Raw genomic sequence first — 12,982 nt, 5'->3', positions numbered from 1 at the left:
TCACCTCCCCTCCGTAGACTGGCCCCGTGAGCGACCACCCCGGCAACGGCCCCCATGACACGCCCGACCCCCTCGACGCCTTCGAAGAGCTCGTCGCGGCCGAGACCGAGCGCGATCCCGATCTCGCGGTGATCGAGGCAGGCAGTCGCACCCTGCGCACCCAGAGCGGCCCGCCCAGCGCCGGAGTGCCCGCGCGTCCCGAGGACCCCGAGGCCGACAAGGCCCTGCGCGAGGTCGAGACCGAGCTGGCCGGCCGGTGGGGCGAGACGAAGCTGGAGCCCTCCGTCGCGCGGATCGCCGCGCTGATGGACGTCCTGGGCGAGCCGCAGCGCTCGTACCCCTCCCTCCACATCACCGGCACCAACGGCAAGACCTCCACCGCCCGCATGATCGAGGCCCTCCTCGGCGCCTTCGAGCTGCGCACCGGCCGGTACACCTCCCCGCACGTCCAGTCGATCACCGAGCGCATCAGCCTGGACGGCGCGCCGATCTCCGCCGAGCGGTTCGTCGAGACGTACAACGACATCAAGCCGTACGTCGAGATGGTCGACGCGCAGCAGGAGTACCGGCTGTCCTTCTTCGAGGTGCTCACCGGCATGGCGTACGCCGCCTTCGCCGACGCGCCCGTCGACGTCGCCGTCGTCGAGGTGGGCATGGGCGGCTCCTGGGACGCCACCAACGTGATCGACGGGGACGTCGCCGTCGTCACCCCCATCGATCTGGACCACACCGACCGGCTGGGCGAGACGCCCGGCGCGATCGCCGGCGAGAAGGCCGGGATCGTCAAGCAGGACGCGACGGTCATCCTGGCGCAGCAGCCGGTCGACGCCGCGCAGGTCCTGCTGAAGAAGGCCGTCGAGGTCGACGCGACCGTGGCCCGGGAGGGCCTGGAGTTCGGGGTCGTGGCCCGGCAGGTCGCCGTCGGCGGGCAGCTGCTCACCCTGCGCGGGCTCGGCGGCGAGTACGGGGAGGTGTACCTCCCGCTGCACGGTCCCTACCAGGCGCACAACGCGGCCGTGGCGCTCGCCGCCGTGGAGGCGTTCTTCGGCGTGGGCTCCCAGCGGCCCGAGCCGCTGGACATCGACACCGTCCGCAAGGCCTTCGCGTCGGTGTCGTCGCCGGGGCGGCTGGAGGTCGTGCGGCGGTCCCCGACCGTCGTGCTGGACGCCGCCCACAACCCGGCGGGCGCCCGCGCCACCGCCGAGGCGGTCGGCGAGGCGTTCGACTTCAGCCGGCTGATCGGCGTCGTCGGCGCGAGCGCCGACAAGAACGTGCGGGGGCTCCTGGAGGCCTTCGAGCCGATCTTCGCGGAGGTCGTCGTCACGCAGAACTCCAGCCATCGCGCGATGGACGCGGACGAGCTGGCGGGGATCGCCGTCGAGGTGTTCGGCGAGGACCGCGTCCAGGTCGAGCCGCGGCTGCCCGACGCCCTGGAGGCGGCGATCACGCTCGCCGAGGAGGAGGGCGAGTTCGCCGGCGGCGGCGTCCTGGTCACCGGATCCGTCATCACCGTCGGGGAAGCCCGGCTGCTGCTGAAGGGCTGAGTCCACATCATGCGCACGCTCTGTTCCTCGACCCTGATCGGCGAGTTCTTCATCATCGGCTTCGCCGGGCTGGTCGCCATGAAGGATCCCGACCTGTCCATGTCCACGGTGTGGACGGTGTGCGGCGTCGCCATGCTGCTCAGCGTGCTGCTGTGCGGCATGGTGACCCGGCCCGGGGGAGTGGCCCTGGGCTGGGCCCTCCAGATCGCCCTGGTCGCCGCCGGCTTCTTCGTCCCGATGATGTTCGTGCTGGGCGTCCTCTTCGGCGCCCTGTGGTGGGCGTCCGTGCACTACGGCCGCAAGATCGACGAGGCGAAGGCCCGCTTCGCGGCACAGGCGGACGCCCCGTCCCCGGACGCCGCTGACGCTGTGTGACAGGCGCGCGGACACGCCCTGTAACCTCATCCCACCGCACACCGGCACCAGAAGGAGTCCTCCCGTGAGCCAGCGCACCCTCGTCCTGCTCAAGCCCGACGCCGTCCGTCGTGGCCTGACCGGCGAGATCATCAGCCGCATCGAGCGCAAGGCCGGCTGGCGGATCACCGCGCTGGAGCTGCGCACCCTGGACCAGGACACGCTGGAGCAGCACTACGGCGAGCACAAGGGCAAGCCCTTCTACGAGCCGCTGATGGAGTTCATGGCGTCTGGGCCCGTCGTCGCGCTGATCGTGGAGGGTGAGCGGGTCGTCGAGGGAGTGCGTGCGCTCGCCGGTCCCACCGACCCGATCGCCGCCGCGCCCGGCTCCATCCGCGGCGACTTCGGTGTGATCGTGCGTGAGAACCTGATCCACGCCTCCGACTCCGAGGAGTCCGCCGAGCGCGAGGTGAAGATCTTCTTCCCCGGCCGGGCCTGAGAGACGGCGAAGAGGCCCTGAGGGGTTTTTGCGAATTTTTCTGAGGGGCCGTCATTTCGCCCGCTTCTCCGACCAGGGACGGCCGTGCCTTTTCGGCCGTCCTTCGGCATATGCGTGGCGATCGGGGGAACGGATGCCCCCGATGGACCGTCTCCACAAGCGAGGCGCTCCGGCATCTGCTGACAATGGCGAAGACCCTCGCGCAGTGTTCGTGCAGGCGCGTCTACGATGGAAGCCTTCACGTCACAGCACCCACCTCGCCGACCTGAAAAGCCCTCAAAAGCTCATGGGAAGGCCTGTCGAATCCTGATGGGGAACTCAATGTCGTTCATCGGCCGTGACATGGCTGTCGACCTCGGGACCGCCAACACGCTGGTGTACGTCAGGGGTCGTGGGATCGTACTGAACGAGCCGTCCGTCGTCGCCATCAACACCAACACCGGCGGCATTCTCGCCGTCGGCGCCGAAGCCAAGAAGATGATCGGGCGCACGCCCGGCAACATCGTGGCCGTGCGTCCGCTGAAGGACGGCGTGATCGCCGACTTCGAGATCACCGAGCGGATGCTCCGCTACTTCATTCTGAAGATCCACAAGCGGAGGTATCTGGCTCGGCCGCGGGTCGTCGTCTGTGTGCCCTCGGGCATCACCGGCGTCGAGCGCCGTGCCGTCATCGAGGCGTCGACGCAGGCAGGCGCGCGCCAGGTGCACATCATCGAGGAGCCCATGGCCGCGGCCATCGGCTCGGGTCTGCCGGTCCATGAGGCCACCGGCAACATGGTGGTGGACATCGGCGGCGGCACCACGGAGGTCGCGGTCATCTCGCTCGGCGGCATCGTCACCGCCCAGTCCATCCGCGTCGCGGGCGACGAACTGGACAACGCGATCATCCAGCACATCAAGAAGGAGTACTCCCTCCTCCTCGGTGAGCGGACGGCCGAACAGATCAAGATCACGATCGGTTCGGCGTACGATCTCGACTCCGACGAGCACACCGAGATCCGTGGCCGGGACCTCGTCTCCGGGCTGCCGAAGACCGTCGTCATCTCCGCGGCCGAGGTCCGGAAGGCGATCGAGGAACCGGTCAACGCCATTGTCGACGCGGTGAAGACCACCCTCGACAAGTGCCCGCCGGAGCTGTCCGGCGACATCATGGACCGCGGAATCGTGCTGACCGGCGGCGGCGCCCTGCTGCGCGGTCTGGACGAGCGGCTGCGGCGCGAGACCGGTATGCCGATCCATATCGCCGAGGACCCGCTGGACAGCGTGGCGCTCGGATCCGGCAAGTGCGTCGAGGAGTTCGAGGCGCTCCAGCAGGTTCTGGACGCCGCGCCGCGCAGATGACGTAACGCTTCGATTCCGCCGTACGAGACGATCTCCTCTCGTGCGGCGGATCGTTGATATTGATGCATAAGCTCCCACAAAGCGCCCCTTGGCCGTACGGCCGGGGGCTACCCGAATTCCTATGAGGAAGGGCACGGCCGCCGCACGTGAGGGACACACGAGAGAGCCGGCTGCTCCTGGTGCTGCTGATCGCCGTAGCGTTCGCGCTGATCACGGTGGACATCCGTGGCGGTGAGGACTCCCCGGTCGACGGTGCCCGACAGGCCGCGGCCGCGGTCTTCGGCCCCATCGAGGACGGCGTGTCCTCGGCGGTCGACCCGGTCGGCAACGCCGTCTCCGCGGTCCGCGACTCCGGTGAGCGCCACGACCGGCTGGCGGAGCTGGAGCAGCAGAACGCGGCTCTCGAGGCGAAACTCGGCAGCGACGACCGCAACCGCAGCCGGCTGACGCAGCTCGACAAGATGCTGAAGCTCGCCGGCGCCGGCCAGTACGGCATCAAGGGCGCCGAGGTCATCGCGATAGGAGCGGCCCAGGGCTTCTCCTGGACCGTCACCATCGACATCGGCGCGAACGACGGCGTCAAGCGCGACATGACCGTCCTCAACGGGGACGGACTCGTCGGACGGGTGACGACCGTCGGCCCGGACACCGCGACCGTGCTCCTCGCCAACGACCCCGACTTCACCGTCGGCACCCGCATGGAGGCCGGCGACGAGCTCGGCTTCGCCTCCGGGCAGGGCGACCGTCCGCTGCGCGTCGAACTCCTCAACGGCAAGGCGGAGGTGAAGGCGGGCGACCGGCTCGTCACCTTCGGCTCCCAGGCCGACCGGCCCTTCGTGCCCGGTGTCCCCGTCGGCGTGGTCTCCCGCGTCGACCCCTCCGGCGGCGATCTGACCCGCACCCTCTATGTCACGCCGTACGTCGGCTTCACCAAGCTGGACATCGTCGGCGTCGTCGTCGAGGCGCCGAAGAAGGACCCGCGGGACACGGTGCTCCCCGCGAAGCCCAAGCCGGTCCCGACGCCGAGGGTGACCGTCACGGTCACCCCGGGCGCGAACGCACCCGCAGACGGCCAGGACGAGCAGTAGGAGCTGACAACGATGCGCGTCAACCGGATCCTGCTCTCCGTCCCGCTGGTGATCGTCGCCCTGGTCGTCCAGGTGAGCGTCCTCGCCCGCCTCCACCTCCCCGGAGCCGTCCCCGACCTGCTCCTCCTCACCGTGCTGGGCCTCGCCCTCGTCTACGGCCATGTCGGCGGCGCGCTCATCGGCTTCGGCGCCGGGCTGCTCGCCGACCTCGCGCCGCCCGCCGACCACGCCGCCGGGCGCTACGCGCTCGTGCTGTGCGTGATCGGCTACCTCGCGGGCCTCGTCAAGCCGGAGAACGGCCAGGTCAAGTCGGCCACCGGGCCGATGGTGGTGGTCGTGGCCGCCGCGGTCGGCTCCACTTTGCTGTACGCGGGCGTCGGCGCCCTCGTCGGCGACACCGCCGCCCGGGGCGTCGGCCTCACGGGTCTGCTGTTCTCGGCGGCTCTGTACGACCTGCTGCTCGCCCCGTTCGTGGTGCCCGGCGTGATGTTCCTGGCCCGGCGCGCGGAGAACGACCCGCTGGGCGAGACCGGCCCCGGGGGCAGGGCGGCCGACATCTCCTCCGGCTGGCTGTCCTCCGGGACGGGCCTGAGGATCGGCGGGCAGCGCGGCGGACTGCGGATGAAGGCGGCCCGGGCGCGGGTGGCGCGGGCCGGGCGCATCAAGGGGGTCAAGCGGCTGTGAGCGGGGGCGGGTTCACCCGGACGGGGGACGGCCCCGGCGGAACGGGGGCGTGCCGGCCCGTCGTTCATCCTTTGCACGCACACGGATCCGTACACGGATCTGTACATAGCGCCGTACATAGCTCAGTACACAGATCCACCCGCACGTCTGCGTACACGTCACACACGTCCGCGTACTCGCGTCCGCGCACCGAGAGGGGGAGTCAGCCGCAGTGACGAACATTCCCGAGACCGGGCGGACCCCACGGGTCCAGATCCGGCTCGTCGTGATCCAGGTCCTCGTCCTCTCCCTGCTCGGCACCCTCGGCGGCCGGCTGTGGTACCTCCAGATCCGGGAGGGCGCGGCGTACGCCAAGGAGGCCTCCGGCAACCACGTCCAGCAGGTCGTCGAGCCCGCCGTGCGCGGCTCCATCCTGGACGCGCGGGGCGTGCCGCTCGCCGACAACGAGACACGGCTCGTCGTGTCCGCCTCCCGCACCGAGCTGCTCAAGCAGAAGGACGACGGCAAGGCCGTCCTGACCAAGCTCGCGGGCGTCCTCGGCATGACCGCCGAGGAGGTCACGCAGAAGGTCCGGCTGTGCGACTCCCAGACGCCCCAGCCCTGCTGGAACGGCTCGCCGTACCAGCCGATCCCCATCACCGACGAGGCCACGCCCAAGCAGGCCCTCCAGATCCGTGAGCGCGCCGAGGACTTCCCCGGCGTCACCGCCGAGCCGGAGGCCGTGCGCCGCTACGCGAGCCCCGGCGCGGCCAACACCGCCCAGGTCCTCGGGTATCTCTCGCCGGTCACCGACGAGGAGATCACCAAGGCCCAGGACACCGACTCGCCTTATCTGCGCTCCGACCAGGTCGGCCGCAGCGGCCTGGAGCGCGAGTACGACAAGGAGCTGCGCGGCAAGGCCGGCGTCACCCGCTACGAGGTCGACAACCTCGGCCGGGTCATCGGCCAGGCCGAGGCCGACGCGGCGCAGCCCGGCTCCAACCTCGTCACCAGCATCGACGCCCGCGTGCAGCGGGTCGCCGAGTACGAGCTGAACGAGGCGATGAAGGAAGCCCGCAAGGCGTGGGACCGCAACACCAACCAGCGCTACAAGGCCGACTCCGGCGCGGTCGTGGTGATGGAGGCCAAGACCGGCCGTGTCGTCGCCATGGCGTCCAACCCGTCCTACGACCCGAACGCCTGGGTGGGCGGCATCTCCGCCAAGGACTACAAGCGGCTCACCGGCAAGTCCTCCAACTACCCGCTGCTGAACCGGGCCATACAGGGTCAGGCAGCCCCGGGCTCGGTGTTCAAGGTGGTCTCCACGGCCGCCGCCGTCCAGGCCGGCTACGACTTCGACGGCCGCTACAACTGCTCCAGCTCGTACGCGGTCGGCGGCCAGGTCTTCAAGAACTTCGAGTCCCAGAACCACGGCCCGATCAGCCTCGGCCGCGCCCTGGAGGTCTCCTGCGACACCGTCTACTACCAGCTCGCCCACCGCGAGTGGCAGCGGGACGGCGGCATCGCCCCGAAGAAGAAGCCCAACGACTACTTCTACAAGACCGCCCACCAGTTCGGCCTCGGCGCGGAGACCGGCATCGACCTCCCCAACGAGGTCACCGGCCGCGTCCCGGACCGCGAGTGGAAGCAGTCGTACTGGGAGGCCAACAAGAACGGCTGGTGCAAGACCGGCAAGAAGAACGGCAGTTACGTCGAGAAGATCGCGTACGAGAACTGCCTCGAAGGCAACAAGATGCGCGCCGGTGACGAGATCAACTACTCCATCGGCCAGGGTGACACCCTGGTGACGCCGATTCAGATGGCGACCATCTACGGGGCCATCGCCAACGGCGGCACGCTGTACGACCCGACGGTCGGCAAGGCCATCGTCAGCGCCGACGGCAGGACCGTCCAGGAGATCAAGCCGAAGGCGCACGGCAAGCTGCCGGTCAGCAGGCAGACGCTGGCGCAGATGGACGACGCCCTCGCCGGCGTGGCCACCCGCGGCACCGCGGCCTGGCGCTTCGGCGGCTGGCCGCAGGACAAGATCGAGATGCACGCCAAGACGGGTACCGCCGAGGTCTACGGCAAGCAGACGACGTCCTGGTTCGCCACGTACACCAAGGACTACTCGATCGTGATGACGATCTCCCAGGGCGGTACGGGCTCCGGAGCCTCCGGCCCGGCCGTGCGCAACATATACGACGCGCTGTACGGCGTCGCCGACGACGGCACGATCACGCCGAAGAACGCGCTGCTGCCCACCCCGCAGCAGGGCCTGCCGAAGATCAAGGCGGACGGCACCATCGCCTCCCCGAAGATCTCCAAGGACCCGGCGAAGGAGCAGCAGACCTTCCAGAAGGCCACCGAGAAGAGCGCGACGCCGGCCGGCGGGTCGCTGCCGGCGGCGACGGTCGCCTCGCCCGAGGTGAACCGCGACACCCGGCGGCGACGACGGCGCGGGGCGCGTGGACGGGGAAGCCGGAGGGTGTGCTCATGAGCGGCAACGGCTTCTCCGTCTCCGGGTACGGGCCGCAGCGGGCCGGCTGGACGCGGCTCTTCGCCCGCGACTCGGTGGCCCGCCGCCTGGACTGGCCGATCCTGCTGTCGGCCACGGCCCTGTCGCTGATCGGCTCGCTGCTGGTGTACTCGGCGACGCGCAACCGCACGGAGATCAACCAGGGCGACCCGTACTACTTCCTGATCCGGCATGTGATGAACACCGGCATCGGGCTCGCCCTGATGGTCGGCACGATCTGGCTCGGCCACCGCACCCTGCGCAACGCGGTGCCGGTCCTGTACGGGCTGTCGGTGCTGCTGATCCTGCTGGTGCTCACCCCGCTGGGCTCCACCGTCAACGGCGCGCACTCCTGGATCGTGCTGGGCGGCGGATTCTCGCTCCAGCCCTCGGAGTTCGTGAAGATCACGATCATCCTGGGCATGGCGATGCTGCTGGCGGCCCGGGTCGACGCGGGCGACAAGCCCTACCCCGACCATCGCACGGTCCTTCAGGCGCTCGGGCTCGCCACCGTGCCGATGCTGGTCGTGATGCTCATGCCCGACCTCGGCTCGGTCATGGTCATGGTGATCATCGTGCTGGGTGTGCTGCTGGCCTCCGGCGCCTCCAACCGCTGGGTCTTCGGCCTGATCACCGCGGGCGCGGCCGGCGCGATCGCGGTCTGGCAGCTGCACATTCTGGACGACTACCAGATCGCCCGGTTCGCGGCCTTCGCCAACCCCAGCCTCGACCCGGCGGGCGTCGGCTACAACACCAACCAGGCCCGGATCGCGATCGGTTCGGGCGGGCTGACCGGAGCGGGACTCTTCGAGGGCTCGCAGACGACGGGCCAGTTCGTGCCCGAGCAGCAGACCGACTTCGTGTTCACGGTGGCGGGCGAGGAGCTCGGCTTCGTCGGCGGCGGCCTGATCATCGTCCTGCTCGGCGTCGTCCTGTGGCGCGCCTGCCGCATCGCCCGTGAGACGACCGAGCTGTACGGCACGATCGTCGCCGCCGGGATCGTCGCCTGGTTCGCCTTCCAGGCCTTCGAGAACATCGGCATGACGCTGGGCATCATGCCGGTCACCGGGCTCCCGCTGCCGTTCGTGTCCTACGGCGGCTCGTCGATGTTCGCGGTGTGGGTGGCGGTGGGGTTGTTGCAGTCGATCAGGGTGCAGCGGCCCATGTCGGCGTGAGCCTCCGGCGGTTGGGCCGTTGTCGGTGACTTGTCTGTTGCCGGGGGCTGTCTGTTTTTGTGGGCGTTGCTGGGGGCTGCCGCCCCCAGGCCCTCTCCCGGGTCGTCGTTCCTGGCACTAGATTCGGTCCATGGCGGAGACGACACGCGAGATCGAGCGTAAGTACGAATCCGAGGACAGTGGGCTGCCCGACCTGACCGGCGTCGCCGGGGTCGCGGCCGTTCTCGACAAGGGCGTCGCCGAACTGGACGCCACCTACTACGACACCGCCGACGCACGGCTTGCCGCCGCCTCCCTCACGCTGCGTCGCCGCACCGGCGGCTCGGACGCCGGCTGGCATCTGAAGGTGCCCGTCGCGCCGGGTGTGCGGGACGAGATCCGCGCCCCGTTGTCCGACACGGTCCCCAAGGTCCTCGCCGGGCTGGTCCGCTCACGGGTGCGGGGCGCCGAGCTGGTGCCGGTGGTCCGGCTGCGCTCGGCCCGCGATGTGCGTCATCTCGTCGACGCCGAGGGGCGGTTGCTCGCCGAGGTCTCCGTGGACGCGGTGCGGGCGGACCGGCTGACCGGGAAGGGCGGTTCCGCCCAGTGGACCGAGATCGAGGTCGAGCTCGCCGACGGCGGCGACCCGCGCTTCCTCGACAAGGTGGAGAAACGGCTGCGCACGGCGGGCGTACGGCCGTCGTCCTCGGCCTCGAAGCTGGCACGGGCGCTCGCGGAGACCGACCCGGGACGGAAGAAGAAGAGCAAGGGGAGCGGGAAGGGCAAGGGGAGCGGGAAGGGGAAGGGGCCGGGGGAGAAGGGGAAGCAGGGCGGGGTCCGGGCGGGGAGTGCGGTCGTCGGGGCGGTGAACGCCGGTGATCATGTCCTGGCCTATCTGCGCGCCCAGCGCGACGCCCTCGTCGAGCTCGATCCCGCCGTCCGCCGTGACGTCTCCGACTCCGTGCACCGTATGCGCGTCGCCACCCGCCGGGCGCGCAGCGTCTTCCGCTCCTACGCCAAGGTCCTCGACCGGGCCGTCACCGACCCGATCGGCGAGGAACTCAAGTGGCTCGCAGGGGAGTTGGGGGTCGACCGGGATCAGGAGGTGCTGACCGAGCGGCTGACCGCCGCCCTCGAACTGCTCCCGCACACCCTCGTCACCGCCCCGGTCCGCAACCGTCTGAGCGCCTGGTCCCACGCCCGCAGCGGAGGCTCGCGCCGGCGGCTGATCGCCGTCCTGGACGGCGGACGGTACCTGGAACTGCTGGACGCGCTGGACCGGCTGGTCGCCGAGCCGCCCCTGCTCGCGGCGGCCGGCGGGCAGCCGTCCAAGGTGATCGCCAAGGCCGTGCGGAAGGACTTCGGACAGGTGGCCGCGCTGGTCGAGGAGGCGCTCGGACGGGCGCCCGGCCCCGAGCGGGACCTCGCGCTGCACGACGCCCGCAAGAAGGCCAAGCGGACCCGCTATTCGGCGGAGACGGCGGCGCCGGCGCTCGGCGAGCCGGCCGTCGACCTCGTCCGGATGATGAAGTCCCTCCAGAGCCTGCTCGGCGACCACCAGGACAGCGTGATGACCCGCGAGGCGCTCCAGGACCTCGCCGAAGAGGCGCACGCGGCGGGCGAGAACGCGTTCACGTTCGGGTTGTTGTACGGGAGGGAGGAGCGGCGCGCGGAACTGGCGGAGGGGGCGCTGCCCGAGGCGTGGGAGACGATCAGCGAGGCGATGCGGATCTGAGCCGCGTTCACCGCTGGTCCGGGCCCCGTTCGCCGCCCGTCTTCTCCGGCGTACGGGGCCGCTTCGGGGGCGCGCTACGCTTGATGGTCACCCCTGCAAGCTCAAGAAGGTTCGAGAGATGCCTGTCGCATCGGTCTTCCCGCAGCTCGAAGCCCTGCTCCCGCATGTGCAGAAGCCGATCCAGTACGTGGGCGGCGAGCTGAACTCCACCGTCAAGCCCTGGGACGAGTGCGACGTCCGCTGGGCGTTGATGTACCCGGACGCGTACGAGGTCGGTCTGCCCAACCAGGGCGTCATGATCCTCTACGAGGTCCTCAACGAGCAGCAAGGCGTCCTCGCCGAGCGCACGTACAGCGTGTGGCCGGACCTGGAGGAGCTGATGCGGGAGCGCGGCGTCCCGCAGTTCACCGTGGACGGCCACCGCCCGGTGAAGGCCTTCGACGTGTTCGGCCTGTCCTTCTCCACGGAGCTGGGCTACACGAACATGCTCACCGCCCTGGACCTCGCGGGCATCCCGCTGGAGTCCAAGGACCGCACGCTCGACGACCCGATCGTCCTGGCCGGCGGGCACGCGGCGTTCAACCCCGAGCCGATCGCGGACTTCATCGACGCGGTGGTCATCGGCGACGGCGAGCAGGCCGTGCTCGACATGACGGCCATCATCCGCGCGTGGAAGGCGGAGGGCCGTCCCGGCGGCCGCGAGGAGGTCCTCTTCCGCCTCGCGAGGACGGGCTCGGTGTACATCCCGGCGTTCTACGACGTCGAGTACCTGCCCGACGGCCGGATCGCCCGTGTCGTGCCCAACAAGTCGGGCGTGCCGTGGCGCGTGTCGAAGCACACCGTGATGGACCTCGACGAGTGGCCCTACCCCAAGCAGCCGTTGGTCCCGCTGGCCGAGACGGTCCACGAGCGCATGTCGGTGGAGATCTTCCGCGGCTGCACCCGCGGCTGCCGCTTCTGCCAGGCCGGCATGATCACCCGCCCGGTGCGCGAGCGGTCGATCACCGGCATCGGCGAGATGGTCGAGAAGGGCCTGAAGGCGACCGGCTTCGAGGAGGTCGGCCTGCTGTCCCTGTCCTCCGCCGACCACAGCGAGATCGGTGACGTCGCCAAGGGCCTCGCGGACCGCTACGAGGAGGACAAGATCGGCCTGTCCCTCCCGTCGACCCGCGTGGACGCCTTCAACGTCGACCTGGCGAACGAGCTGACGAGGAACGGCCGTCGCTCCGGTCTGACCTTCGCGCCCGAGGGCGGCTCCGAGCGCATGCGCAAGGTCATCAACAAGATGGTCTCGGAGGAGGACCTGATCCGCACGGTCGCCACCGCCTACGGCAACGGCTGGCGCCAGGTGAAGCTGTACTTCATGTGCGGTCTGCCGACGGAGACCGACGACGACGTCCTCCAGATCGCCGACATGGCGATGAACGTCATCCAGAAGGGCCGCGAGGTCTCCGGCTCCAACGACATCCGCTGCACGGTGTCGATCGGCGGCTTCGTGCCCAAGCCGCACACCCCCTTCCAGTGGGCGCCGCAGCTCTCCGCCGAGGAGACCGACGCCCGTCTGGCGAAGCTCCGCGACAAGATCCGCGGCGACAAGAAGTACGGCCGTTCGATCGGCTTCCGCTACCACGACGGCAAGCCCGGCATCGTGGAGGGCCTGCTCTCGCGCGGCGACCGCCGTATCGGCTCCGTCATCCGCGCCGTCTACGAGGACGGCGGCCGCTTCGACGGCTGGCGCGAGCACTTCTCGTACGACCGCTGGATGAGCTGCGCGGACAAGGCGCTGGCGGAGTTCGGCGTGGACGTGGCCTGGTACACCACCCGTGAGCGCGGCTACGAGGAGGTCCTGCCCTGGGACCACCTCGACTCCGGCCTCGACAAGGACTGGCTCTGGGAGGACTGGCAGGACGCCCTAGACGAGACGGAGGTCGAGGACTGCCGCTGGACGCCGTGCTTCGACTGCGGCGTCTGCCCCGCGATGGGCACGGAGATCCAGGTCGGTCCGACCGGGAAGAAGCTGCTGCCGCTGTCGGTGAAGCAGCCGGCGGCGAGCGGGCACAGCCACTGAGCGGGCGTCGCCGTAGGC

Annotated in this window: 10 protein-coding genes; all 10 read left to right on the top strand. The window is 70.1% G+C overall.

Annotated elements, in window-relative coordinates:
• Nucleotides 1-26 precede the first annotated feature (26 nt).
• The 10 genes from ACFYX4_RS04320 to ACFYX4_RS04275 all read left to right on the top strand — a co-directional run bounded on the left by ACFYX4_RS04320 (nucleotide 27) and on the right by ACFYX4_RS04275 (nucleotide 12,964).
• Nucleotides 27-1,544: a bifunctional folylpolyglutamate synthase/dihydrofolate synthase gene (locus tag ACFYX4_RS04320; protein WP_389325529.1), complete on the top strand. Its 1,518-nt coding sequence runs from the start codon at nucleotides 27-29 to the stop codon at nucleotides 1,542-1,544.
• A 9-nt stretch (nucleotides 1,545-1,553) separates the two neighbouring features.
• Nucleotides 1,554-1,919, top strand: coding sequence for a DUF4233 domain-containing protein (locus tag ACFYX4_RS04315; RefSeq protein WP_389325526.1), 366 nt, complete (start codon nucleotides 1,554-1,556; stop codon nucleotides 1,917-1,919).
• Nucleotides 1,920-1,983: 64 nt separating this feature from the next.
• Nucleotides 1,984-2,397, top strand: coding sequence for a nucleoside-diphosphate kinase (gene ndk, locus ACFYX4_RS04310; RefSeq protein WP_389325523.1), 414 nt, complete (start codon nucleotides 1,984-1,986; stop codon nucleotides 2,395-2,397).
• Nucleotides 2,398-2,718: 321 nt separating this feature from the next.
• A complete protein-coding gene (locus ACFYX4_RS04305) occupies nucleotides 2,719-3,738 on the top strand; it encodes a rod shape-determining protein (RefSeq protein WP_030779466.1) in 1,020 nt (339 codons plus the stop codon).
• 146 nt (nucleotides 3,739-3,884) lie between these two features.
• Nucleotides 3,885-4,826, top strand: coding sequence for a rod shape-determining protein MreC (gene mreC, locus ACFYX4_RS04300; RefSeq protein WP_389325518.1), 942 nt, complete (start codon nucleotides 3,885-3,887; stop codon nucleotides 4,824-4,826).
• Nucleotides 4,827-4,838: 12 nt separating this feature from the next.
• A complete protein-coding gene (gene mreD / locus ACFYX4_RS04295) occupies nucleotides 4,839-5,510 on the top strand; it encodes a rod shape-determining protein MreD (RefSeq protein WP_389325515.1) in 672 nt (223 codons plus the stop codon).
• Nucleotides 5,511-5,721: 211 nt separating this feature from the next.
• Nucleotides 5,722-7,989 (top strand): penicillin-binding protein 2, encoded by a 2,268-nt coding sequence (mrdA, locus tag ACFYX4_RS04290; protein WP_389325512.1) that lies wholly within the window; start codon nucleotides 5,722-5,724, stop codon nucleotides 7,987-7,989.
• Entirely contained in the window at nucleotides 7,986-9,182 is a 1,197-nt protein-coding gene (rodA, locus tag ACFYX4_RS04285) for a rod shape-determining protein RodA (RefSeq protein WP_389325509.1), read from the top strand. The genes mrdA and rodA overlap by 4 nt, the downstream gene beginning before the upstream one ends.
• A gap of 130 nt (nucleotides 9,183-9,312) precedes the next feature.
• Nucleotides 9,313-10,896, top strand: a complete 1,584-nt coding sequence (locus ACFYX4_RS04280) for a CHAD domain-containing protein (RefSeq protein ID WP_389325505.1) — start codon at nucleotides 9,313-9,315, stop codon at nucleotides 10,894-10,896.
• Between the two features lie 118 nt (nucleotides 10,897-11,014).
• Nucleotides 11,015-12,964, top strand: coding sequence for a TIGR03960 family B12-binding radical SAM protein (locus tag ACFYX4_RS04275; RefSeq protein WP_389325502.1), 1,950 nt, complete (start codon nucleotides 11,015-11,017; stop codon nucleotides 12,962-12,964).
• Nucleotides 12,965-12,982 lie beyond the last annotated feature (18 nt).

It is taken from the genome of Streptomyces sp. NPDC002328 (assembly GCF_042890065.1).
In the GTDB taxonomy this organism is placed as follows: Bacteria; Actinomycetota; Actinomycetes; order Streptomycetales; family Streptomycetaceae; genus Streptomyces.
This window is presented reverse-complemented; position numbering and strand designations above follow the sequence as displayed.